General features: G+C 39.3%; 23 protein-coding genes. 6 read left to right on the forward strand and 17 right to left on the reverse strand.

The window, feature by feature from the left end; genetic code table 11:
- Nucleotides 1–191 precede the first annotated feature (191 nt).
- Both CWB76_RS10515 and CWB76_RS10520 read right to left on the reverse strand, forming a co-directional pair.
- Nucleotides 192–608, reverse strand: coding sequence for a hypothetical protein (locus CWB76_RS10515; protein ID WP_138607402.1), 417 nt, complete (start codon nt 606–608; stop codon nt 192–194).
- Nucleotides 609–709: 101 nt separating this feature from the next.
- Nucleotides 710–1,654: a LysR family transcriptional regulator gene (locus tag CWB76_RS10520; RefSeq protein ID WP_138607404.1), complete on the reverse strand. Its 945-nt coding sequence runs from the start codon at nt 1,652–1,654 to the stop codon at nt 710–712.
- A 120-nt stretch (nt 1,655–1,774) separates the two neighbouring features.
- Between CWB76_RS10520 and CWB76_RS10525 the strand changes: the two genes are divergently transcribed.
- Nucleotides 1,775–2,722 (forward strand): sodium-dependent bicarbonate transport family permease, encoded by a 948-nt coding sequence (locus tag CWB76_RS10525; protein WP_138607406.1) that lies wholly within the window; start codon nt 1,775–1,777, stop codon nt 2,720–2,722.
- 51 nt (nt 2,723–2,773) lie between these two features.
- On the opposite strand, the gene helD is transcribed toward CWB76_RS10525, so the two are convergent.
- Nucleotides 2,774–4,909, reverse strand: a complete 2,136-nt coding sequence (helD, locus tag CWB76_RS10530) for a DNA helicase IV (protein ID WP_138607408.1) — start codon at nt 4,907–4,909, stop codon at nt 2,774–2,776.
- A 215-nt stretch (nt 4,910–5,124) separates the two neighbouring features.
- Between helD and CWB76_RS10535 the strand changes: the two genes are divergently transcribed.
- Nucleotides 5,125–7,167: a methyl-accepting chemotaxis protein gene (locus tag CWB76_RS10535; protein ID WP_138607410.1), complete on the forward strand. Its 2,043-nt coding sequence runs from the start codon at nt 5,125–5,127 to the stop codon at nt 7,165–7,167.
- A 40-nt stretch (nt 7,168–7,207) separates the two neighbouring features.
- Here the strand turns inward: CWB76_RS10535 and CWB76_RS10540 are convergent, their stop codons facing one another.
- The 3 genes from CWB76_RS10540 to CWB76_RS10550 form a co-directional block, all read right to left on the reverse strand.
- A complete protein-coding gene (locus tag CWB76_RS10540) occupies nt 7,208–7,909 on the reverse strand; it encodes a pirin family protein (protein ID WP_138607412.1) in 702 nt (233 codons plus the stop codon).
- 29 nt (nt 7,910–7,938) lie between these two features.
- Nucleotides 7,939–8,889 (reverse strand): glutathione S-transferase family protein, encoded by a 951-nt coding sequence (locus CWB76_RS10545; RefSeq protein ID WP_138607414.1) that lies wholly within the window; start codon nt 8,887–8,889, stop codon nt 7,939–7,941.
- Between the two features lie 61 nt (nt 8,890–8,950).
- Nucleotides 8,951–9,415, reverse strand: a complete 465-nt coding sequence (locus CWB76_RS10550; protein ID WP_138607416.1) for a DoxX family protein — start codon at nt 9,413–9,415, stop codon at nt 8,951–8,953.
- A 124-nt stretch (nt 9,416–9,539) separates the two neighbouring features.
- Here CWB76_RS10550 and CWB76_RS10555 point away from each other — a divergent pair, with 124 nt between their 5' ends.
- A complete protein-coding gene (locus CWB76_RS10555) occupies nt 9,540–10,433 on the forward strand; it encodes a LysR substrate-binding domain-containing protein (RefSeq protein WP_138607418.1) in 894 nt (297 codons plus the stop codon).
- A gap of 67 nt (nt 10,434–10,500) precedes the next feature.
- Here the strand turns inward: CWB76_RS10555 and CWB76_RS10560 are convergent, their stop codons facing one another.
- From CWB76_RS10560 to CWB76_RS10570, 3 genes are all read right to left on the reverse strand, one after another.
- Entirely contained in the window at nt 10,501–10,911 is a 411-nt protein-coding gene (locus tag CWB76_RS10560; RefSeq protein WP_010390302.1) for a hypothetical protein, read from the reverse strand.
- Nucleotides 10,912–11,049: 138 nt separating this feature from the next.
- The gene (locus tag CWB76_RS10565) at nt 11,050–11,892 is read right to left on the reverse strand and encodes an HDOD domain-containing protein (protein WP_138607420.1); all 843 of its coding nucleotides are present in this window, start codon (nt 11,890–11,892) and stop codon (nt 11,050–11,052) included.
- Between the two features lie 177 nt (nt 11,893–12,069).
- Nucleotides 12,070–13,368, reverse strand: a complete 1,299-nt coding sequence (locus CWB76_RS10570) for a porin (protein WP_138607423.1) — start codon at nt 13,366–13,368, stop codon at nt 12,070–12,072.
- 343 nt (nt 13,369–13,711) lie between these two features.
- Between CWB76_RS10570 and CWB76_RS10575 the strand changes: the two genes are divergently transcribed.
- Nucleotides 13,712–13,957 carry a hypothetical protein gene (locus CWB76_RS10575; RefSeq protein ID WP_054201077.1) on the forward strand — a complete coding sequence of 82 codons (246 nt, stop codon included), beginning with the start codon at nt 13,712–13,714 and terminating at the stop codon, nt 13,955–13,957.
- A 75-nt stretch (nt 13,958–14,032) separates the two neighbouring features.
- On the opposite strand, the gene CWB76_RS10580 is transcribed toward CWB76_RS10575, so the two are convergent.
- The gene (locus CWB76_RS10580) at nt 14,033–15,376 is read right to left on the reverse strand and encodes an SPFH domain-containing protein (protein ID WP_138607424.1); all 1,344 of its coding nucleotides are present in this window, start codon (nt 15,374–15,376) and stop codon (nt 14,033–14,035) included.
- Nucleotides 15,369–15,707: a methanolan biosynthesis protein EpsI gene (locus CWB76_RS10585; protein ID WP_138607426.1), complete on the reverse strand. Its 339-nt coding sequence runs from the start codon at nt 15,705–15,707 to the stop codon at nt 15,369–15,371. The genes CWB76_RS10580 and CWB76_RS10585 overlap by 8 nt, the downstream gene beginning before the upstream one ends.
- Nucleotides 15,708–16,195: 488 nt before the next feature.
- Between CWB76_RS10585 and CWB76_RS10590 the strand changes: the two genes are divergently transcribed.
- Complete coding sequence (locus tag CWB76_RS10590; protein ID WP_138607428.1) at nt 16,196–18,328, forward strand: pre-peptidase C-terminal domain-containing protein; 2,133 nt, start codon at nt 16,196–16,198, stop codon at nt 18,326–18,328.
- Nucleotides 18,329–18,499: 171 nt separating this feature from the next.
- Here the strand turns inward: CWB76_RS10590 and CWB76_RS10595 are convergent, their stop codons facing one another.
- Nucleotides 18,500–19,312 carry an alpha/beta fold hydrolase gene (locus CWB76_RS10595; RefSeq protein ID WP_138607430.1) on the reverse strand — a complete coding sequence of 271 codons (813 nt, stop codon included), beginning with the start codon at nt 19,310–19,312 and terminating at the stop codon, nt 18,500–18,502.
- Between the two features lie 402 nt (nt 19,313–19,714).
- On the opposite strand from CWB76_RS10595, the gene CWB76_RS10600 reads away from it, so the two are divergent.
- Nucleotides 19,715–20,254 carry a hypothetical protein gene (locus CWB76_RS10600; RefSeq protein ID WP_138607432.1) on the forward strand — a complete coding sequence of 180 codons (540 nt, stop codon included), beginning with the start codon at nt 19,715–19,717 and terminating at the stop codon, nt 20,252–20,254.
- On the opposite strand, the gene CWB76_RS10605 is transcribed toward CWB76_RS10600, so the two are convergent.
- The 5 genes from CWB76_RS10605 to CWB76_RS10625 are packed head-to-tail and all read right to left on the reverse strand — an operon-like array spanning nt 20,241 to nt 23,370.
- Nucleotides 20,241–21,188 (reverse strand): hypothetical protein, encoded by a 948-nt coding sequence (locus CWB76_RS10605; RefSeq protein WP_138607434.1) that lies wholly within the window; start codon nt 21,186–21,188, stop codon nt 20,241–20,243. The two genes, CWB76_RS10600 and CWB76_RS10605, sit on opposite strands and share 14 nt — an antisense overlap.
- Nucleotides 21,170–21,865, reverse strand: a complete 696-nt coding sequence (locus tag CWB76_RS10610) for a hypothetical protein (protein ID WP_138607436.1) — start codon at nt 21,863–21,865, stop codon at nt 21,170–21,172. Before CWB76_RS10610 ends, CWB76_RS10605 begins: the two co-directional genes overlap by 19 nt.
- Nucleotides 21,862–22,344 carry a baseplate complex protein gene (locus tag CWB76_RS10615; protein WP_138607438.1) on the reverse strand — a complete coding sequence of 161 codons (483 nt, stop codon included), beginning with the start codon at nt 22,342–22,344 and terminating at the stop codon, nt 21,862–21,864. The genes CWB76_RS10610 and CWB76_RS10615 overlap by 4 nt, the downstream gene beginning before the upstream one ends.
- Nucleotides 22,341–23,039: a hypothetical protein gene (locus tag CWB76_RS10620; RefSeq protein ID WP_138607440.1), complete on the reverse strand. Its 699-nt coding sequence runs from the start codon at nt 23,037–23,039 to the stop codon at nt 22,341–22,343. The genes CWB76_RS10615 and CWB76_RS10620 overlap by 4 nt, the downstream gene beginning before the upstream one ends.
- Before the next feature lie 4 nt (nt 23,040–23,043).
- Nucleotides 23,044–23,370, reverse strand: coding sequence for a DUF1353 domain-containing protein (locus CWB76_RS10625; protein WP_138607442.1), 327 nt, complete (start codon nt 23,368–23,370; stop codon nt 23,044–23,046).
- Between the last annotated feature and the right edge of the window lie 2 nt (nt 23,371–23,372).

Genomic DNA, 23,372 nt, shown 5'->3' on the forward strand with positions numbered 1-23,372 from the left:
GCCCTCTTTGTGCATAATTCACTAAACCCTATTTGAACACAGAGAAGCGAATGAGGAGTAAATGAGAAGCCATATAAGTTTTGGTTTAATTTACTTCTCTAAAAGCGTAGCGCCTCTTCACCCTCTTTGTGCGTTAATCACTTAAAATCTATTTAAAGTCAGGAGTCAATAAGCTTTCAACATGCCGTTACCTAAGCTAATGCGGTTACTAGCTTGCCTTTTTCATGTGTTGGTTGCATTGCCATTCGCTCCGTGCCTTTTTCGAATTCTTGCTCTAACATTTTTTGTAATTCAGCAATCTGCTCTTTTATGGCATCTACATCAACCCCTTCCTCTCCTAGTTCTTCTGCCAAGGCTTCTATTGCTGCTTTTAACTCAGCTATAGTTTCTTTATCGACACCTAAACGTTGATAAATTAATGCCTCTTGGGCATTTTCTAAAAAGCTTTTGTCTTCTGGTTTAGCGATAAAATTAGTGGTTGCTTGGTTTTCAGCGGTACTGGTTGTTGCCGCAGCGGCAGATGTTGGCAGAACGTCACTCGATTTTGCCACTTTGTTAACGGGAGTATTATAACTACTATATTGATTTTTAAAGGTTATTGAAGTCATTGGCTCAAATCCATTTTTACTTTAATCGTTATATGCTTTAACTGAAATAACTTAAGCAACTTTGATACCAGTTAATATTTGATTGTCTCTAAGGCTTATTTTTATTTCAAATTAAGCCCTCTTAACTCATTTCGCACCCACTTCTCATCTAAATACAGCTCTAAGTGTTGCTCGGCAAACTTTAAAAAACTGCGTGCAGCATGTGATATGTGTCGGTCTGTACGCACCACAAAATACCAATGACTGGCTAAAGTAGTGTCGGTAACATTAAGCACTTTAAAGCTATTATCACCTTTAGGCAGCACATGCTGAGAAAGCACCGCAATCCCCATACCTGAAGCTACCGCCACTCTAATGGCTTCATTACTGGCCATTTGCACACTGTCACTTAATACCAACCCTCTACTTTGCAGCTCGCTTTCAAATAACATGCGAGTGGCGGAGCCTGTTTCACGTAGTAAAAAACGATACGGAACTAAATCAGCCAGTTTAAGTGCGGTTTTATCGGCTAATGGATGATTTAGTGGCACTATAAACACTAAAGGGTTATGTAGAAACCTAGCAGCCTGGGCATGCTCTAAAGATGGCGGGTGACTAAATACATAAATATCGTCTTCTCCGCGTTCAAAGCGTGCTAAAACGGCTGAACGATTACCTATTTCAAGTGGTAGCTCTACATGCGGATGTTCATTACTGTATGGGCCTAACAATTTAGGTAAAATATATTGGGCAGTATTAACCATAGCAATTTTACATCGTCCACGTTCACCCCCTTTTAGCTCCGCTAAGTAATCTTGGTAATCTTCAAAATGACCAAAAACCTGTTGGCAAGTCCTAAATAAGGCCATACCAGCTTCGGTTATTTGCAACTTTTGTTGCTGCATAATTATTAACGGTTCATCTACCGCTTCTTGTAAGCGTTTAATTTGTAAAGAAACCGTAGGCTGAGTCAAATGAAGCCTCCGTGCGGTTTCGCTTATAGAGCCGGTTTTTACTACACTCATAAATACTTCAAGAAGTCGGAAGGAAAGTTGTCTTATATTCATACACACCTCATAGGTTTTTATCTATAGGATGTTAGCATTCATTTTATTATTTACTATATAAAGATTTGCCTATAATAGCGCCGCTTAACAAATTAAATTAGTAATAAAGAGGAGAACAGCGTGCCTGATATTGTAGTAATGTTTTTTATTTTAGGATTAGCAGCGGGTATTCTTCGCTCTGATTTAGCTATCCCCAAAGCGACGTATGACACTCTCAGTTTACTACTCATGCTTACCATAGGTCTAAAAGGTGGCATGGTGCTGCATGGCAATTTAAGTTGGCAATTACTCCCAGAAATGGCCTCGGTTATGTTACTTGGTGGGCTTATTCCGCTCACTTTATACCCTATTTTAAAATACGTTGTTAAGCTAAGCGTAGCGAATAGCGCCAGCATTGCTGCCCACTATGGTTCGGTTAGTGCTGGTACATTTGCGGTAGCATTAGCGTATGCCGAATCGGCTAAATTGGAAGTGGGCGCAGAAGTTACCTTGTACCTAGTTATGCTTGAATTACCAGCCATTATTGTAGGTTTACTGTTGTATCGTAAGCTCGACAAAGCACACAGCGAAAACACCAACTTATCGTTAAAAGCACTGTGGCACGAAACGCTTACCAATAAGAGTGTGATTTTGCTCGTTGGCGGTGTAATTATCGGTATGATGTATGGCACCCAACAGGGTAGCCAAGTTACGAGTTTGCTTACCAGTAGCTTTAAAGTAGTGCTGGCGCTATTTTTACTCGAAATGGGCTTGGTTGCTGCACAAACGCTTCGCCCTTTTCCTTGGCAGCAATGGAAACTGGCTGCCTTCGCCATTATTACGCCGTTATTTTTAGGCACCATTGGCGTTATGGTTGGCACCTTGCTAAATTTAGAATTAGGTTCAGTGGTTATTCTGGGGAGCTTAGTGGCGAGTGCTTCTTACATTGCCGCACCTGCTGCTATAAAAGCTGCTATTCCCAAAGCGGACATTGGTCTTGCCATGCTTAGCTCGTTAGGTGTCACCTTTCCATTTAATGTTATTGTTGGGATTGGTTTGTATCATCAACTTGCCGTTGCCATAAGTTAATACGTATGAACCACATAATTGGGCACTCTGACGCTTGCTTGAGCAACAGTATTAAGCAGTTTTTGTAATGCTTTTAAAGGCCGCTTTATTTTTTAACTCAAATACTTCGATTTTATGCTCGTTTATAAGTTCATCAACAAAGCAGCTGGGGTTGTTATCATCAGTTATTATGTAGACCTTATGTTTAGCGCGAGTAAGCGCTACATAAAATAAGCGACGCTCTTCACTATGTGCGAAATTATCTTTTGCGGGTAATAATGCCTCTAAAATTTGAGGCGTTGGCTTAGTGCTCGGGAATCCAAACGCTCCGCCATTCATTGCTAATATAATGACATAATCGGCTTCTTTGCCTTTTGAGCCATGAAACGTATCACACTCAATATGCAATGCTGAAAACTCTTGCTGTAAAGCACTTATATCGGCTTGTGAAGGTAACTGAAATCGAAACCGTGCAAGTAAATACACAGTAACAGGCTTGCCTGAATGACCCTTAATCCCCTGTAGTAAATACTTAATTGCGCCATTATTTAGCTCCGCTATTTTGGTGTTTTTAGCTGAGCCACTTTTCAATGTTTTTAGCACGCTAACGGCGGGCTTAGTTACCTTTGCAACTGAGTGAATGTCTTTAGCTAACTGCGCTGGGTTTTTCATAATAAAACCTGCGGCAACCTCGCCAATTTTATTATTAAAGCGAAAGGTCCTATCTAATAGAGTTTGTGTTGTAAAACCAAAATGTGCGGCAAACTCGGTAGTAAGTCGCATATCTGCACCACTAAAACGGTAAATAGCTTGCCAATCGTCCCCTACTGCAAACAGTGAACTATTAGATTTACTATCGCGCAGTGCTTTTACAAGTGTAGCTCGCAGCGGTGATATATCTTGAAATTCATCTACCATGATATAACGCCAAGGCGATGTAAACTTTTTAGTGTTTACATAATCGAGGGCTTTAATAATCATATCGTCGAAGTCTATTTCGCCCTGCGTGCGTAAATAATGGTTATAGTTGGCTAACAACGGCTTTAATAATTTCCAGGCTTGCTGTATCTGTTTTGAATCGCTCTCAAGTGTTATATTTGCGGTTTTATACACGCTGATTAATTGGCTAAACACAGTCGCTAATTTAGTTAAATGACCGCTAGTTTTTATTTCTTTTAAAAGCGCAATATGATTAGGCTTTGCAGCACTAAATTTAAATTCGCCTTTAACGTCATTAAGAGTGTTATTTATATAATTTACCAGTGCTTTAGCATATTGTGGTTTAGCATTGGCAAGCGATTCAAAACATCCTTCAACCCATTTTATTTTAGCTTTTTCGTTTTCAGCAAGTTTAGATATTTTAGGTGGCTTGCCCTCAACCTCGCTAATAATAGTCAAGCCGACGCTGTGAAACGTGGCCGCTTTAATGGACTCAGTGCCCAGCTTTTGTTTAATTCGTTCATCCATTTCGCAAGCAGCTTGCTTACCATAGGCGAGTAATAAAATATCGTTGTAATTAGCTTGTTCACTGTTAACCAAGTAGCCCGCTCTGGCCACCAACACACTGGTTTTTCCTGTTCCTGCCCCTGCTAGCACTAAGTTATTGTCGTCATCTATTATACAAGCTCGGCGTTGTTGCTCTGTGAGTGGATTTGCTTCAACACAATTAAAAAAATCGTTATAGCGCTCTAATTGAGACTGGGTATATTTATGCTGAAAAAAACGAGTGAGTGCATCACTCCACTGGCTGTATTGTTCAAGCAATTTTATTTGTGTGCTTACTGGTGTTAAAACATCGCTGCTTTTTATCCAAGGTAGCCAACGTTTACATTGCTCATCTACCTGTTTTTTTATATCAGTCACATATGATTGGCGCAAAAACTGAGTGTGAGCAAAGTGGTTTATTTTACTTAACACTTCGTTGAGCACTGCAATATTGCTTTTAACCCATAGCATATCGGTATGCGCTTTAAATGCCCTATTGCTGCCATAGGCTCTCATCCAAATACGATAATGCTTAGAGTCTGTATTAAAGCGCAGTGTTTGCCCAAGCACACCATACTCATAGCTAATGGGCGACGTTAAATCACACCAACTCAATGAGGTTATTTGTATTTTATTGCTGATCACTAAACCTTGTTGGTTTATATCGACAAAGCGATGCGGGGTAAAGATACGGCCAAATATACTAGGCTGAATTGAATTCATTAACAGCAGAATTCCTTTATAAAAATGAACCAATTAGCCGTATTTTAAGCGAATATGCCGTACAAGGATAATAAAACCAATAAAAAATAACAGTAATGTTATACGGACTTGCAGCGTATAAAAAACACCCAATTAATTTACCCAACTGCTTGGCATAAGTCCCACTATATGACTAACATTTACTATAGATACAGTAAGATAACAAGGATTGAAACATGCGAATAAATTCAATTAGAACTAAAGTCATTTTACCAATCGCTTTTTTAGCACTGATCCTTGCAGGCTTGCTAGTTGCCATAGCTTCGATTACTTACATACAAGACAACGCTATGAAAAGGCAAACAGAAACCTTTTTTGAAGCTGTTACTGTTATTCTCAATGCCGACAGAGACATATATCAAGCACGTATTGCACTCGAAAATTTACTCAGCGCAACTGGCGATAGTGAGACGAATAAAACAGAGTTTTTAGAAAACGCAGAGCAAGTAAAGGATCGCTTTAACAAATACTTAATCTATTTAAAAGATGAAGAAGCGTTACTTGCAAAGCATGATTCATTTTCCAGCTTTATGCCTTTGTATAATGAATGGGTCAATCATAGTAAAACACTCATTAATACCAATCACTCGCAAGGTAAAATGCAAAGTGATTTAAATAAATCTGAACCTGAATTTATAAAAATACGCGAAATGATGGATCAGGCAGGCGAAGAGCTTCGCGCTTATACTAATGAACAACAGCAAGATAAAGTGGGGGCTGAGCGTTTAGGGCGTTATGTAGAAGCCATTTCAGAGGTACTAAATGCCGATAGAGATATATACCAAGCCCGGCTTGCAAAACAAAAAATAGTAAACCAACATGGTGATTTAGAACAAAATCAAAAATTATTTGAAGAAAACGCAGCCCAAGTTATACGTCGCTTTAATAGTTATCGTAGCTATTTAATTGACGAGCCGCAGCTAACACAAAAATATGCCAACTTCGATCAGCTTTACCAGCAATGGTATGAGCAAAGTAAAGCCTTGATTTACTCAACTCCTGCAAAGCAAGTCGCTTTAATTGATAATAATTTAGCAAAAGCTGATAAAAGCTTTAACGAATTAAGAAATATACTTGATGTTGCGGGCGAAGAGGCACGCACACATGCCAGAGCGGTAAAACAAGACGTACAACATAGCATTCAACTTTTTGAAAAAATTGTTTTTATTGTGATTATTATTGCCTTTATTGTCGCTTTAGGTGTGGGCTATTACATTCCGAAAAAGCTAACCGATAATATCAATAATATTACCCTTCGTATTAAAGAAATAGCCGCTGGCGATGGCGATTTAACCCAGCGTATTAACACTACATCACACGACGAATTAGCTGATTTAAGCAATGAATTTGATAACTTCTTGAGCCATTTACAAACAATAATAAAAAATATTCAGCAGCAATCAAGCCAACTTGGTGCAGTAACGGGTGATTTAAATGATGTATCTGATACCGCGATGGAAGTAACCCAAAAACTTGCTAATGCCTCTGAGTCAATAGTTAGTGCGGGCCATGAGATGGACATGGCCAATCAACAAATGGCAGAGCTTGCAAAAAATACCGCGCAGGAAGCCGATATATCTAGCGAGCAGGTAAAGCAAGGTGTTCAAGCTATTGATGTGTCAGGCAAAGCGATTGAAGATTTAGCTAACGATATTAAGTCAGCATTAGCGAATTCGGTTGAACTAGAAAGTAGCTCTACAGATATAACCTCTGTTCTTGAAGTGATACGTAATATTGCAGAGCAAACAAACTTATTAGCTTTAAATGCAGCGATTGAAGCCGCTAGAGCCGGCGAGCAAGGCCGTGGATTTGCTGTAGTAGCTGATGAGGTAAGAACGCTTGCCACACGAACTCAACAAAGCACAGACGAAATTGATACCATGATCCAACGCTTAAATGACAATGTTAAAGCGTCGTCTGATTCGATTAAAAATAGCCAAACTAATGCCAATACCACTTTAACCAACTTTGACTCAGTAATTACCATTTTTAATAGCCTGACTCACGCATTTGAAAAAGTACAGCAAATGTCGACTGAAACCGCACAAGCTACACAAGAGCAGTCACATGTGGCTAACGAAATAAATCGAAATTTAGTGTCATTAAAAGAGCAATCTGCACAAATGAAACAAATTTCCACGCAAACCACGCAACAATCTAAAAATGTATCGGCCTTATATAAGCAAATGAAATCGCAAGTGGAAAGCTTTAAAGTATGAGCAAGTAACAATTATAAAGTTAAGCGCACGTAAATTGCGCTTAACTTTTGCTATCGATAATAATCAATTCACACTCAGTGGTTGCTGTTAAGGTGATGGTTTTAGTCTGTGTAACTTCTGCGCCGTCACCCTTATTCATGTTAACTGAGGCTGACTCATCATTAATACTAAACTCCCCTGCCAATACGTAGGCTTGATGATCAATCGGCTGTGTTATTGACGTGCCTTTTGCCAGCTTGCCACCGTAAATACGCGCCTGCTGATTAATAAAAAGTGCACTATCGGCATCTTTTGGATAACCCGAAACCAGTAAGCTAAGGGTGCTTGTGGCTTGTGTAGGAAACTTCTTGCTTTCCCAGCGCGGCTCAACATTATGTTGATTACTCTGAATCCAAATTTGATAAAACGTTAGTGGTTCATCTGTTAGGTTATATTCTGAGTGGGTAATGCCGGTGCCTGCACTCATTACCTGCACCTCACCTTGCTCGGTGATCCCCTTGTTGCCCATACTATCTTGGTGAGTAATGGCACCACTGCGGATAAAACTAATAATTTCCATATTTCTATGCGGGTGCGCACCAAACCCCATACCTGGGGCTACCCAGTCATCATTAACTACACGCAAAGTGCCAAACCCCATACGCGCAGGATTATAGTAATTCGCAAAACTAAAGTGGTGCTTTGACTTAAGCCAACCATGATCAGCATGGCCTAAGCTATTTTTTGGGTAATGGGTAAGCATATTTTTCCTATACGTTATCTCTGCGTCATTTAGTATTGACGGTCTCGATCATGGGCAGCGTCAAAGGTGTGTTTAGCACCTAAAGGCACAATTTGCGTTGGGTTAATGGTTACGTGACTTACGTAGTAATGAATTTTTGAGTACTCTAAATCGACCGTTTCCTTTATCCCAGGTACTTGGTAAAGCTCATTAATGTAGTTACTAAGATGATGAAACTCAGTTAACTTTTCTCGATTACACTTAAAGTGCCCGTGATACACAGCATCAAAGCGGATAAGTGTGGTAAATAATCGCCAATCGGCTTCAGTGAGTGTATCGCCCACTAAGTAACGCTGTTTTGCTAATCGAGCTTCTAACCAATCTAAGCTATCAAACAAGGCGGTGTAAGCTTCGTTGTAAGCTTCTTGAGTTGTAGCAAAACCAGCTTTATACACCCCATTATTAATGGTGTTATAGACACGGTTATTCACTGTTTCTATTTCTTCACGTAGCGCATCTGGATAATAATCGTCGTTGTTACCAGTAAGCTCATTAAACGCACTATTAAACATGCGAATTATTTCTATTGATTCGTTGTTTACAATAGTCTGCGTTTTTTTATCCCATAAAATAGGTACGGTAACACGCCCTTCATAGCTAGGGTCGGCTTTTAAATACAATTGATAAGCGTAATCTAAGTTATAAAGTGGATCGCCCTGCTCGCCAAATTCCCAACCGTTTTCCATCATGGGTGCTTCAACAATACTCATAGAAATAATGTCTTCGAGCTGCTTTAATTTACGAAATATAATGGTGCGGTGCGCCCAAGGGCAAGCCAAGGATACATATAAATGATAGCGACCTGCTTCTGGTTTAAATTTACTGTTTTGCGCTGATGAAATCGTATCTCTAAACCGGCTATCTTGGCGTACAAATTTACCGTCGCTTTTTTCGGTGTCGTACCATTTATCGACCCATTCACCGTTAACAAGTAACCCCATGTCCGTCTCCTTAGTTTATAGAATGTGCCAACCTTACGCAGATTGGCAGCTTAAAGTTTAATCACTTATGTGATCCGCTTATTAATTTGTTATGAATTTTTCCATCAACAGATAGCTTTCCAGCTCCTTGGATCAGTAAAGCTAAGGTAATAGCTAACAGCGATAACGCAAATTCATAACCGTTATTGCTCATAAATAAACCGTTATCTATGTGCGTGGTAAAAATAGCAACCACCATAGTGATAGCCAGTACAAAACTCGCAGGACGCACCAGCAAACCAACGATGAGTAGTAACCCACCAAAAAATTCGGCGCCACCGGCCATTAATGCCATTAAATAGCCCGGTGCTAAGCCAATCGATTCCATCCATTGCCCTGTGCCTTCCAAGCCATAGCCGCCAAACCACGCAAACAGTTTTTGTGCACCATGAGCACTAAACACTAATCCCGCAATAAGCCTTAATGGTAATGTTGCAAAAGACTGTTCAGTTTTTGTGATGGCGGCTGTAATATTTTTAATCGTCATAGTTTTAACCTGTATTGTTCCAATTGAGTATGCAGCTATTGTATAAGTTGAATTAAAATTAAATAACTCCTATTATTTGCTCTATATGTTCAAATATTTTGAACAGTTAATATTGGGTATCATTATGAATACACCCCCTATAAGCATAGAAGCTTTACTGGTACTGGACGCCATTGAGCATCGTGGCAGTTACGCAGCCGCTGCAGAGCAACTTAATAAAGTACCCTCAGCCTTGTCGTATATTGTTAATAAACTTGAAGAGCAATTAAATGTAACCTTGTTTCAGCGCCAAGGTCGACGTGCCGTTTTAACCCCAGCAGGTAAACATTTACTAAGCGAGGGGCGTAAAGTACTCAATGCTATAAATAATTTATCGGAGCAAACACAAACCATAGCTAATGGCTGGGAGCCACGGATACGTATTGCCTATGACTCTATTTTTGACATAAGTGACGTATTCAAAAACTTACAGCTATTTTTAAATGAGCATAAAAATATCGAGATAGACATTAAAGAAGAAGTACTCAATGGCACTTGGGAGGCTTTAATTGAGGATGACGTTGACTTAGTGATTGGCGCACCGGCGCCTGTACCTAATCAAAAGGGGATCAGAGCGGTAAAAATAGCCGATATTCAAAATGTATTAGTGGTTCACCCTAGCCACCCGTTAGCACAAGTAAAAAGCCCCGTTAAACCCAGCGAACTTGGTCAATACACCACGGTTATAGTGCATGATTCAGCAAAACAAAGTATTCCGTGGTCAGCTAACTTAATCGAAGGTAATCAACGTTTTTATGTAAGTTCTGTAAGCCAAAAAATGACCGCTATTTTATCCGCTATTGGCATTGGTTATTTACCTGAGAACCTTATTGCTGAGTATGTTAAAGCTAACAAACTGCATGTTGTGGAGCTTACCGAACCACGTCCACCTCAAGACTTATACCTTGCATGGAAAATAACTAACAAAGGTAAAGGGCTAAAACAGTTGACCCAAATTATGCTAAATAATCCTAACTAGTGTTTAACCCTAAAAACGCAAAAGCCCATGCTAAAACAGCATGGGCTTTTTGAATCGGTAATAGATATTACAGTGCGAGGTCTTGCTTAGCGCGCGTTAAGTTGTGCGACACTAACTCGTTACCAGACATTTGTTGTGCTTCGTAAAAGTCTGATAATGCAGCTGTTTCATTTTTAGCCATTAAACGTCCTACACCACGGTTACTTAAAGCAAATGACGTAAGCTCACGTACTTTAAAGCGAGGGCCAGTGCTTTGCTGTAATAAAGTAATTGCTTTTGAGCAAATTTCTTCAGCTTGGCTGTAATTTTTTGATTTTACATTTAATGCACAATCGTTAAATGCAACTTCGAATTCTTGAGGGGCTGTTTTAGCCTCTTCAATAACCATTAACTTGTAATCACTTTGATCAGCCATTACAGCAGCTGAGCAAGTTAATAAAGAGCCAAGAGCGATGGTTTTGATAAGTGAGCGTTTCATGATTAATTTCCTATTTGGTTAGTCGTGCTTGTTGCCGACAACTAAACTTTAGAGTGTTTACTTAATTCCGACAAACGATTAAAAACAAACCAATAAGTGAAAAAAACTAACCTATAGACTTTAAGCTGCTAAAAACGTCTAACAGTTCAAAAAATCAATTACCTCTTCTTGCACATCAATATAATCGTCTTCTGACATATTTAATGTTGCTAAAACCTGCTTTTCTATGTCATCCCAATCTTTAGTGGTGTCACCGCGTAAAACACTATTAACCAAATTTTCAGACATTTTTAAAACGCTATAACACAATTGTTGATTACTTCCAGTTATATCACTTAGCATACTCAAATCGTGATGACGTAAAATAAGCTGGCAAATATCTACAGGTAAATGCCAGCTGGTCGCTAAATAGTAACCCACAGTGGCATGATTAGTTCCATATAAACGCTCTTCTATATCTATCAAGCTTTCTTTATGGGTATTATTTGAAGTATGTAAAGCACTCACGTAATTATCGAATTTAATTGCCATCGGCACAATGCCACAATCATGAAACAAACCAAGCGTATACAAGTACTCAACGGGGACATTATTTAGACGTTGTCCAATAATCATGTTTACATCAGCAATTTCTGAGGCGGTATCCCAAAAACGTTCAAGGCTAATACAGCACTCATTTTGGGCGAACATTTGCTTTAGCTTTAGGCTAGGAACTAAAGCTTCAATGCCATTCCAACCTAAAAACATAATGGCCTGTTTAATATTTGACACACTACGAACTAAGCCATAAGCAGGTGAATTAACTATCTTTAGAATAGCTGATGCAATAGCAACATCTTTAGCGATGATTTCTGCGGCGTCTGAGAGCGAGGGCTCCTGTGCAGATGCTAATATTTCAAGATCATTTAAGATTTGTGGTTTTGGTGGGATAACAAAGTTTTTGTTTACATCAGATAACACCTGCTCATTAACTACAATCATCGATGTCTAGCCTCCAGCTAAGCTATATGGATTATTTATTTTATTCCATTTGAACTTTTATACTAGAAGTTGATTAAAGATTTATCAATTTGTAGGTGCTAAATAGGTAGAGCAAAAATATTTTTTAAAACAACATAAGCACACGCCAATGTCTAGGCGTGTGCTTTGAATATTGATTTAGAAGTAATAGCCAATATTAATGTTGAAGCGACGCTCAGTTTCGCTGCTATCGCCCGCTAATGAACCACCAACAAATGGCATATTTTTACCATGAACTAAGTCAAAGTAAGTAAATAAACCACCAGCAGCTACCGAGAAACCGGTTACGTTCATCCACGTATCTCTGCTGTTGTCTGATTTGTCGTAAATTGCACTATAGTCGTTGTAAAACTGTAAGTTTGTTACCGCGCCCCATTGTACCGGTACACTGTATGCTACGTTTGCACTCGACATTGTTGCCTCTGCCGCCATGCTGTCGTAAAACGAGTAAGCGCCCACAGCAATACGGTTTACGTTATCAATATCGTAGTTATATTCACCGTGTTGAAGTTGTAAGTTCCAAGGGCCCATATTACTGTTTAAATGTAATGCCCACGCGTTGTAGTCACCTGCGCGGTCAACACCGTCATGCAAGCCACCAGCAAGTGCCGACACACCTATTTCAGTTTTACCACCTTCATGTTCTAGGTGGTAGCCGTAACGGCCTGAGAACGTATTATACTCGCCTATAGCATTAGTTGGCTCGGCATAAACACCATCTCCCGCTTCTCTAAAGCCAACAATGTCGTAAGAATAGCGATCGCTGCGGTTATCTACATAACCATCAACACCACCTAATTCATCATTTTTGAAAAAGCCCAAATCAAGCTGCCAGTTATCAGCAATCTTACGCTTAAATAACACCCCTAAATCGTGGTCGTCTTCAAGGCCAACATAATAGTTAGTGCTGAAAAAGTAGTTATGTGAGTTGTATGGCCAGTTACCAAAAGGAACCTTGGTAATACCTGCTTGAACTTGCCAATCATCAGCAAAATCGTAAGCTGCATAAGCGTATTTAACAGCGGTCATATAATCAAAAAAGCGAATTTCAGCGTTTAACTTTACATCACCAACGTCGCCTGAGAAATTTAAGCGAAAAATATCAAAGTCAAAATCGCCGCCGCGATTTTTATTATCGTCATCATACGAAGTATGGCTGTAGTTGGTTCGAACAGCACCGCCAATTTTAATTCCCTGAGGCTTGTGTTCATGTTTAGCTACTTTAACTTCAGCTACATCTTCTTTCTCTTCAATGGTGCGCTCGATTGATTTTTCACTTTTTTGCTCTGCTTTTGCAAGTTGCTTTTGCAGCATTTCCACTTGTTTTTGTAAGCTGCTTAATTGCTGCTTAACTTTATCAAGATCTGTATCTGCATGTGCCTGATGTGAAAAAACAACCATAGCCACTGCCAGTGCTAAAGGTTTCATAGGTGTCATAATTTGTCCTTGCTTGCCTTGTTGATATTATTAACTCGAACTTGGTCAGCGTGAGCTAAGTACCTGCTTGATTTTACATGTTGTTTTACAATGATAACGTATTTTTACAACTCTTCAATTACACTTTATGATTTTGCGCAACACACCAGCAACACACAAACTACTTTTAAGCAGGATAAGTATGACAATTGCTCATCACTTTTATAAATGAAAGCAGTAGCTTGCAAAATTAAAGCTTAAAAAAGCAGAGTCATCACGCACCTATTTTAATGTGTTATTATTTGAAAAATCATATTTAAATCAGCCAGTTTACTGCTGCACATATAAATTAAGGCTCTGAAAAATGAAAAATAACGATACCTTTAACACGATTGCTACGTTAATTTTTAAGCATCTTTATAATAACTTTCCAACTCCAAGCCAGTTAGATCCTGAACAATTAATTAGCGATGCCTCAGATCATCAAGGTGAGCAAATAAAAGGAACAATCGCGTTTCTTCTTCATGAAGAATATATATTTTCGACGCCAAGCGCCGCTTTTTTGCTAACCGAAAAAGGCTTTAGCCACGCTTTGTGCCCTAAATTTTAAACTCACCGTTTAAAAGCGATACCACAAAAAAAGCCCTAGCAATTAAAGCTAGGGCTTTTTAATGATTTTTAATGTTTATTTTTTCTCTTTTTCTAAACGCTTTTTAAGACTTAATGCCGCATCTGCAGCCAACAAACGCATAAATTCAGAGCCGTTGTTTTGTTCGCCTTGACCCGCACCTATAACAATTTCAGGCACTAAGCGGCTGTTACCTAGGCTATTAAATAAAGCAGTTTGAATTTTAACTTCCGCTTTAAGTGTTTCATCAAAAACATATTTAGGATCAAGTGCTGCTGACTTTGCGCGTAAACGTGCTTCAGCTAATACATCCATGCCTAATGCCTCTAAGCGTTGCTGTTTTAAGATTTCTTCTTGCTCTTTTGCAAGCTCAGCCTTTACTGCAACACGCTGTTGTGCAGAAATAATTGCATTGGCTTTTATTCGCTCTGCATCAATTTGCTCTTTAATTTTTAGCTTTTCAGACTCAGCTCTTTGCTTTGCAATCGCTTGTTCGCCTAATGCAACTTCTGTACGTGCTTGTTGCTCTGCCTTTTTAAGGTTTTGTCTTGCAAGGGCTTCATCCGCTGCAGCTTGCTTTTGCGCCTCTAAGCGCGCATTTACCTTATTTTCGTAATCAATATCAATAATACTCGCATCAACCACCGTTATACCGTAAGAGCCTAAAATAGGTGCATTACGCAGCGGCTTTCCTTCAGCATCTTTCTTTATATTAATCGTAACGCGTTGTTGCTTACTTAAATTGCTTAAATCGTCAGACTTGTCACGCTCGCCAGTACTAATAATTTGCTCAGTAACAAAAATGCCATTAGTCAGTTGATCAGAAAAATCTTGGCTTAATTGACCATTACCACCTGAATAATGTTGCTCAACCGACATCATACGTGCAGACGCTTTTACATTTTCTGTAGTGGCACGCATTAAAAGGTTAGAGATGAGAGTCTCTTGGGAACCAAATTCTTCATGAATTTTTAATAATCCACGTAAAGCACCCGACTCACTTGCAGGTACATTACCTGGTAATCTAAAACGTGATACTCCTCTGGCGCCACCAGTTGTCGTATCTAAAAATCGAATAGGAATGAGTGGTACAATGGCACTGGCTGTTGCACTGCTATCACCGGTAAAGTTAATCGAGATAACTTTTTTATAGGCTGATGTGGTGCCAAACGCTTTTAAGTAAGGACCAGCTTGGTTTATTACCGTTAAATTACCAGTAAAAGCTGATTGGTGAACAAGCCGTTCATCGGCTTCATTCCATGAAATAACCTGCGATGTTAATGTTGCAATCACTGCTAACACCACAACAACTGACGTTAATAAAATTACATTACGACGGCCAAAACGTGCCATAAATGATGTATTTTTTGCCTCTGCGACGGCTTGTTGCTCGCTATCCATTTTTAGTACTCTCCATGTTTAATTTCTTTTTAACAAAATAAGTAATTTCTTGTTCGCTTAAGTGCGCACAAAAGCTACCCGATCGATGCAAATCTATAAATGTTGCAAGGATCTCTTGTTTGCCTTTAATTGTTTTTTCCTGGTTTTCTTGGGTTTGGTTTTTCTCGCTAAGTTGAACAATAAGATCATCAATGATGGTGTCTTTATCAAATAACACATTATATTCTTTTGACTTTCTTACTCGGCTCTTACGTACATTGCTGTAAATCACATAAAGCGCCACACACAAAATAATAACAAGCGTACTTAACCCAATAATATAAAAAATCATAACGTCTGCTTATATTAATTGAATAATTAACCCTAACAACAAATGTAACGGTTAAATCACAAATGTTAAGCCGATAATTTTACAGAATAACGCCCCAAATAACAGAATTAATACTTGGCTCTTGTATATTTTTGTAAAAATTAAAATAGAAAAGTTTAATATCTGAAGTCTCAACATCAACAATGTTACTTTTAATGAGTGTGGGTGACAGCCGCTTAGAGTCAACGGTAAACATATTCTGCTCAAACTTTTATATTGAATATTAAGCCATTTATCCTTTTTAAAATAAGCTGATTTCAAAGTGAAAAATGCAATAATTTCCGATTAAAGTTAAAAATATTTTAATTTTTTCTGGCGAAGATCAAAATGCGGCCTACCCTTAGTATGTAAATTAGGTACTGATTATTTGCTCAAAATTAAATCATATGGGCATGCAGTTGATCATTTACGTTACATCAAACCACTTATTAGTGAAAAAGGATATAAAGATGAAAAAATGTAAATACGCAGCATTGCTCGCTTCAGCTATCTATGCACAATACAGTTTTGCTGCAATCGATGAGCTCACTATTTTACAACACACTCAAGAAGCAAAAAAAACCACAATTGCCAAACACGCTAATACCCATGTAAATCTTTCTAGGCAATTTACAATCGAAACAACACAAGGTCCTGTAATTACTCAAACTGTATCGCACCCTAATGCTGATTATATAAAGCTACATTTTAGCCAAGTAGATCTAAATGGTGACGCAAAGTTAGTCGTTAGAAGCGAAGACAACTCAGAGCGATATGAATATAGTAGTAATAATATGGACGCTTCAACAATCGATAGCTTAAACGGAGATGATGGTGTGCATTCATTTTCTTCTATGTCGGTTTCAAATGACAGCGTTATCATTGAATATTACCCTGATCCAAAAAACAGTAAGCAGCAACACCAGTTTGGTGTTATTGATAGCTATTTTTACGGCACTGAAAGTGCCAATATAAATATCAATGAACAAAATAAACCTGCCCCTTTGTCTACCTGCGGTATTAATGAGCGCAAAGATGTGCAGTGTTGGGCTAATTCCAACCCAACAGAGTTTGACCGCAGCCGCCCGGTAGCACGCTTGGTAATAGGTGGGCGCAGCTTATGTACCGGTTGGCGCGTTGGCAGCGATAATAAATTATTTACCAATAACCACTGTATTGAAACTGCATCTGAGCTTGCTTCTACAGAAGTGTGGTTTAACTACCAAAATAAAAGTTGTAATGGGACAACCAGAGAAACCATTGTAAAAGTAACGGGTAAAGAGTTTTTTAAAACTGACTACACGCTAGATTACACCCTATTTAGTGTTAATGACTTTGCCAATATTGAACAGTTTGGTTACTTAGGGCTTGATGTGCGAAACGCACAGCAAAGTGAACGTATTTATATTCCGCAACATGGTTCAGGTAATCCTAAGGAGCTGTCGATTGAATCTGATCAAGACACCAATGGTTTGTGCCAAGTTAATGCCCCCTCAACGAATGGGCGTGGAAGTAATACTGATATTGGATACTATTGTGACACTATAGGCGGCTCTTCCGGTTCTCCTGTTGTTGCAGCATCAAGTAACCGTGTTATTGCACTTCATCATTTAGGCGGATGCTACAATAAAGGCGCCAAAATAAGTAAGATTTGGCCGCAAGTGGCAACTTACTTTAATAACACAGTGCCTGTTGGCGATAACGACGGTACTACACCACTGCCACCTACCGCACGTTTTGAATACAACTGTGAGCAATTACAATGTAATTTTGATGCAACAAGCTCCAGCTCAGCAGGTACTATCAATAGCTATAGTTGGAACTTTGGCGATAATCAAACCGATACAGGTGCAACTGTAGTGCATAATTTTGTATCTGAGGGTGATTACGACGTCTCTGTTACTGTGCAAGATAGTAACAATAATACAAACACGCTAACCCAAACGATTAGTGTTTCAAATGGCTCACCAACAGAAGTTGAATTAACTAAAGGGCAAGCATTAACAGGCCAAAGTGCAGCATTAAATCAAGAGACTATTTACTATATTGATGTACCTGCAAATAGCACTAACATCTCAATCGACATAACGGGTGGTTCAGGTGATGCAGACCTCTATGTTAAAAAGAGTACAGTGCCGAGCACAAATAATTACGACTGCCGCCCATTTAGAAATGGTAACACTGAAAGCTGTAATATAAGTCAAGGAGAAGGTCGTTTTTACATTATGCTTAAAGCGTATAACAGCTATCAAAACGTAACAATCCTGGCTAATTATGAAAATAGCGCACCACCTACAGATAGTGATACTCGCGTATTAACATCTCGTGCTTATGGATTTCCAGATTTTTGGCAGCGCTATAGTTATGTAGTACCTGCAGGCGCAACCACTGTAAACATAAAAACATTGGGTGGCGAGGGAAATACTAACCTCTATGTTCGAGCGGATGCAGCGGTAACAAAAACACAATATGATTGCTTATCGAACAACAAAGACAACAATGAAAGTTGTATCTTAGAGGTGAGTTCAGGCCAGACATTACAAATCGGACTGTTAGGTGTCACTAATTACGATTGGGTTAAGCTTGTTGCAACTGCAAAATAAATAATATCATTCCCCTAAACAAAGCACTGTAGTGAACCTGCAGTGCTTTTTATTTGGTTTTAATTTACTCTTTCAATGCAGGCGTAATAAACATCACAATAAATAAAAAATACCACCTATTACAGAAAGAACTCATAGTTAGTCGTAATTAAAAAACATAATCCGATCTCACTATTGAGTGCGTGATAATAGCTTCAAAACTTGTTTAACTACCATTTCTGGCTCATCATTTTGTGGATAGTGGTAACTTTTACGCGTTAGCACTATCTCACCTTGAGGAAAAGCATTAGCCCAGTTTGAATGCAGTTCTCCCCACATTTCACGCCCTTTTTCAGTAAAAAATAATACCGATGGATTTTCATATTTTTTAACTGAGGCAATAACCGTCACGGGAATATCTGCTATTTGAGGATAATCGGGCAAAGGTCGCTTCGACCAAAAGTCTAAATACTGATTCGACATGCCATTTTTCATATCATCACGTTTTATAGCGGCAATTTCTTTTTCAGCGCGCGGTAAATCAATCTTACGCATAATATCAACATCATGCTCTGAGGCGGGTTCAATTAACATTAACGCTTTAATGTTATCGGGGTAACTTGCTGCAAATACCCTTGCGATATAAGCACCATAAGAATGCGCCACATAAACTACTGGTTCATCAATTTTTAGCGCTTTGAGTAATAATAAAGCCTCAGTAGCATACTGCTCTGAGCTATAGTTTTTCTTTATTTGCGAAGAGCCGCCATTGCCAATTCGAGAATAGCGAATTACTTTTGCATACTTAGTAAGCGAGTTATAAATGGGATCCCAATCACTAAGCCCTGCAGAGCCACCCGCCTCGAGTAAAATAGTGTGTTTGCCACTACCCGCCATTTCATATTCAATATCAAAGCCATTTACTTTAACTTTAGCAAGCTCAGCAAACACAGCGGTTGAGGTGATTAATACCCAAAATAGAATCGTTTTTATTATTAGTTTCATATTGTTAAAAGAATATGGAGTGTTGGCTTAAGTTATAACATTAAGCACTATGTTTATAAATAAATTCTCTATCACAGAACCTCAGAAATAAATAATCACGTCAATCACCCTTAAATCATGTTTTGACTAATAGATTTCCCTATTCAAACCTATAAACCTCTGTGACCCTATGCCATAATCTAAATAATTCATAAATTTAGTAACTTGGCGGTATATAAACCGTTTCAAGCTAACTTATAGGGTTTTTTAATGGCTTATCAAGAGCAAAATCAAGCAACAATCTATTGGCACGACTAATGTAATAACAACCTTAAACATTGTTTATAAAGAATATTTTATTTTTAATAATATTTTTTATACACACTTTTATACACACTAATATTTTTCATAAGTGAGGCTAACTTGGAAGGTCTTTGGTTTAAAATTTTTCTTGCCATCATACCAATAGTGATTTCTGGATACGCCGTATGGCTATCGACTAAACAAGCAACAGTAATGCGGATACACAATGAATTATCTGTAAGACCCGCTATGTGTAGTAACTTGGTTCTCCATAAAAATGTATTGACTTTTACAATTACAAATAAAGGTTTGGGACCAGCTAAAGTTGACGAGTTTAAGTTTTATTATCTAGAAAAACTTTTAACATATGATGATTTCAAAAAGCTTATAGATGACAAATATAGGCACTTTTGTGAATATGAATTTCCTCCCATTACTTCCACCCAAGATGAAGATAGCTACGTTGCCAAAGATGAAGTCATAACAATTTTAAAGTTGGTTCTAGATGAAAAAATCAAGAATCGTCCATCAAATGAAGATATTTATAAAGAAATAGAAGAATCCATGAATTTGCAATTTAATTATACATCTCTGTATGAGCAAACAATCAGTGACAAGTATCACTTTATTACCCGAAAATTAGAGCCTACTCAACTATAGGCTCTAATTTTCCGTTTAGCTCTTTAGCCTCATTTTTATAACTCATGAAGTTAGCTTTTTCAGTTGGGGTTGGTAGCGGTGAATTATGGGTATGCGTTGATAAAGTCTGGTTCATTTGTTCGACCAGGCTTATTAAATCAAGGAGTACTTGCGCTACGTTTACTGAGCTATCACCCAACCACACTGTTTTACCTTCTACTTTTGCCAGTTCGGTAGCTTTGGCGTGTAGGGTTTTGAGTGTGGTGAAGCTCATGTTTTCGCTGGCTTCAATATCAACCTGTTTTTTACTGCCAAGTAATAGCCCTTCTAACGCGACAATTAATGCTTTTTCACCCACAACAGTTTTTAGGGCGCCCATTACTTCGTTAACTTGGTTGCCGTCTATTTTTATCGTGTCGTGCGTAGCTATATTGGTGCTGCGTTGGTGGTAAATTTCTTCGCTGTTGCGCGATTTTATTTTACTGGTATCGCTGGTTTGAGTTATTTCGCCGTCTGTTTTTATGTGCCAGTTGCCGTCGCGGCCTTGTAATTTGCTGCGGCTGCTTTGCTGTAGTGTTACGTCTGTGCGTTTATGCTCGGGCACTAGGCTTTGCCAAGGCAATAAGCTGGTGATCACTGGATAGCTGTTTAGGCCATCGATGTACTGTATTAGGCAGTGCATGCCTGGCGTTGGTTCGTTTAATAACCCGTGGTCGGATGCTTGGCCTGTGCCGAGTGTGACTTGTTGAAATACAGGCACGGCTAAAGGCTCGGCGGTTTGTGGGTCGAGCAATTGCACGTCGGCGGCTTTGAGTGGTTTAAAGGCACTACTGATCATTGCTTTGCTTGGTAAGTCATAAATACGTTCAATACGGGCGAGCTGGGGTAAATGCTTGCGCTGCCCAAGTTCTGGAAAATAGCGCAGTATTAAGCGCTTTATAGCGTTTTTGACCATCTGATCACCTGTTTATCATTGCTTAATGTTACTTCGGTTATGAAGCGGCCGTTTAGTTTTATGCCTGGTCTTAGTTTTGGTATGGCAATAATTGAACCGGTGTTTGCATTGGTTGCTTTTATTGGGTGCTCTTCAAAGTCGGTTATCTCGGTTTGTGGCCAACGTGAGTCATGCCAGCTGCCGGCGTATACTTTGCCGTCGGGGCGTTGCTGAAATATAAAATTGGGAATGCTAAATACCTGAGCACATTGGCGCAGTGCTTCAATGCCTGTGCCCTGGTGATAAAATGCGGGCACGGGTGTTTTTGTATAATCACTATCAGGGTAAATAAACTCAATACCCATGCTGCTTAGCTGATCGCACACGTTAGCAAAGGTGGCGTGGCGAATAGCAAAGTTATGTGCAAACGATAATGCGCCTATGAGCTCGCGGCAGGTTAAAAACCAGCGGCCATTGCTGTTGTGCTTTGCTTCAATAACACCTAAAAAATACGGCTGCATAGCATCAATGGCATAACCTATGTGTAACTCAACTAACCCTTTTGGTTCTTCCTCTGTAACCACAACAAAACTTGCACGGCCTGTGCTGTGTAAATCAAGTTGGGTATTGTCACTGACTAAGCTGGTAACTTGCTTAGCGCCAATGCTGAGTATTTTAATTAGCCGGTTATTGCTCATGGCCCCTCGCTTTGCTCGAATGCGGTTTGCACTGTTTCGTGCCCATTTACCGCTTGGGTTTGGCTGTTTTCTTTCGCTTTACCGTCGAGTTGCTGCTGGGTTCGCTCTGCTGTTGAAAGTACTTCAACGAGTTTAAAAGTTACTTGCCACGCTTTTACTTCTTCAAGCTCGGTGGCTTTTATATCGCTATCGAATTTGGCTTTACGTATTTTATAGGCTTCGGTTACTTGGCTATTAACAGTGATCACGGTTCGTGCGCCGTTTTCGTCAACCTGTTTTGCCCGGGTAATAAGTTCAGCTAGTTCGCTTGCATCAACAAAGGGAATTTTTGTACTAACTGATACTACGCCTGGCTTTATGCCTTTATCACTTGAAAGGGTAAACGAGCCAAACCCGCTTAAGTCTTCGCTGGGTAATTTAATACCGCAATTAATACGGGTTTCATAACCTGGCACCTGCCAGCCGTTTAGTGTGATCATGCAAATAGCTCTTTAATAGTGTTTATGTTTTCGCTGCTGCCCACAAATGCGCAGTAGGCCCAATGCTTATCGTTATTACCGAGTGTTTGTATTTGCTGTGCTAATGCGCGGGCGCTTTGTGCATTGCTGTTCGTCACGGTTAGGTTAGCCGCAGCAGTAAATAATATGTTGGTTAAACGCTGATCCCGCTGCGCTTTTAATTGTGCGGTTTCGGTAAGAGCCGTATTAATATCGGTGATCAGGTTTACCCCTTCGTCACTTACCAGTAATAAGCTTTTATCGTTAAACGCAGCTGCTAGTGCTGGTACTGCACAGCAATTATTAAACTGCTGCCATTCGATTGATTGCTCGGTTGTTGGCAGGCGCATTTTATCAGTGTCGAGTGTTGATAAGCTCAACGCATGATCGGCTGCATGGGTAAACACTGCTAATGGGCAATGTTGGTTAAACTCACTTAATAAGCTTGCAAGCTTTGCGGGGCTGCTGACACTGCAACTGAGTATTACGGCATTAAACGCGCTTGGCCGGTGCTGGCGTGTCGCGTCTTTTACTGCAGCTGCCAGTAATTCGCTACCCGCTGCGGCGGTTATTAAACTGGGTGTTTGGTAGCTATTAAGTGCAATAACATGTAACTGCGTACAGGCTGCGTTTAACGCTTCTCTACTTTGGGTATTAAACGAGTTAGGTATTTGCATGGTATTACCTTAAAAAAGAAAACAACTTATTAAACTGCTCGTAGGCCCACACAAAAAGCCACATAATATAAGCTTTCCAAATTGGCACACCATTACTTTTAAGTAATACAAAAAACTCATAGTGTGCTTTTTTACGCCCTGTTTTTAATGCAAAGTCATGCCATATAGCAGCAAGTAAACCTTTACCGAATGGGTTATGAAACCAACGAACGTACCACGGCAGTGTAAATCCATCAGTTACAAAAAGCCGATGTACTTCACCAAACTGGGTTTTTAGTGGCTCTAGTAATTGCGCTTTACCCGCGCTAATAAAATTAAGCTTAATTTGCATGG

This window comes from Pseudoalteromonas sp. S1609, assembly GCF_005887255.1.
GTDB lineage: Bacteria > Pseudomonadota > Gammaproteobacteria > Enterobacterales > Alteromonadaceae > Pseudoalteromonas.

Bases quoted from the DNA above. Each gene is read 5' to 3' on its own strand.
- CWB76_RS10570 (WP_138607423.1), bottom strand. From the start codon at position 13,368: ATGACACCTATGAAACCTTTAGCACTGGCAGTGGCTATGGTTGTTTTT.
- CWB76_RS10580 (WP_138607424.1), bottom strand. From the start codon at position 15,376: ATGGATAGCGAGCAACAAGCCGTCGCAGAGGCAAAAAATACATCATTT.
- CWB76_RS10540 (WP_138607412.1), bottom strand. From the start codon at position 7,909: ATGCTTACCCATTACCCAAAAAATAGCTTAGGCCATGCTGATCATGGT.
- CWB76_RS10590 (WP_138607428.1), top strand. From the start codon at position 16,196: ATGAAAAAATGTAAATACGCAGCATTGCTCGCTTCAGCTATCTATGCA.
- CWB76_RS10615 (WP_138607438.1), bottom strand. From the start codon at position 22,344: ATGATCACACTAAACGGCTGGCAGGTGCCAGGTTATGAAACCCGTATT.
- CWB76_RS10605 (WP_138607434.1), bottom strand. From the start codon at position 21,188: ATGGTCAAAAACGCTATAAAGCGCTTAATACTGCGCTATTTTCCAGAA.
- CWB76_RS10620 (WP_138607440.1), bottom strand. From the start codon at position 23,039: ATGCAAATACCTAACTCGTTTAATACCCAAAGTAGAGAAGCGTTAAAC.
- CWB76_RS10520 (WP_138607404.1), bottom strand. From the start codon at position 1,654: ATGAATATAAGACAACTTTCCTTCCGACTTCTTGAAGTATTTATGAGT.
- CWB76_RS10565 (WP_138607420.1), bottom strand. From the start codon at position 11,892: ATGATTGTAGTTAATGAGCAGGTGTTATCTGATGTAAACAAAAACTTT.
- helD (WP_138607408.1), bottom strand. From the start codon at position 4,909: ATGAATTCAATTCAGCCTAGTATATTTGGCCGTATCTTTACCCCGCAT.
- CWB76_RS10625 (WP_138607442.1), bottom strand. From the start codon at position 23,370: ATGCAAATTAAGCTTAATTTTATTAGCGCGGGTAAAGCGCAATTACTA.
- CWB76_RS10550 (WP_138607416.1), bottom strand. From the start codon at position 9,415: ATGACGATTAAAAATATTACAGCCGCCATCACAAAAACTGAACAGTCT.
- CWB76_RS10575 (WP_054201077.1), top strand. From the start codon at position 13,712: ATGAAAAATAACGATACCTTTAACACGATTGCTACGTTAATTTTTAAG.
- CWB76_RS10545 (WP_138607414.1), bottom strand. From the start codon at position 8,889: ATGGGGTTACTTGTTAACGGTGAATGGGTCGATAAATGGTACGACACC.
- CWB76_RS10515 (WP_138607402.1), bottom strand. From the start codon at position 608: ATGACTTCAATAACCTTTAAAAATCAATATAGTAGTTATAATACTCCC.
- CWB76_RS10585 (WP_138607426.1), bottom strand. From the start codon at position 15,707: ATGATTTTTTATATTATTGGGTTAAGTACGCTTGTTATTATTTTGTGT.
- CWB76_RS10535 (WP_138607410.1), top strand. From the start codon at position 5,125: ATGCGAATAAATTCAATTAGAACTAAAGTCATTTTACCAATCGCTTTT.
- CWB76_RS10595 (WP_138607430.1), bottom strand. From the start codon at position 19,312: ATGAAACTAATAATAAAAACGATTCTATTTTGGGTATTAATCACCTCA.
- CWB76_RS10610 (WP_138607436.1), bottom strand. From the start codon at position 21,865: ATGAGCAATAACCGGCTAATTAAAATACTCAGCATTGGCGCTAAGCAA.
- CWB76_RS10560 (WP_010390302.1), bottom strand. From the start codon at position 10,911: ATGAAACGCTCACTTATCAAAACCATCGCTCTTGGCTCTTTATTAACT.
- CWB76_RS10555 (WP_138607418.1), top strand. From the start codon at position 9,540: ATGAATACACCCCCTATAAGCATAGAAGCTTTACTGGTACTGGACGCC.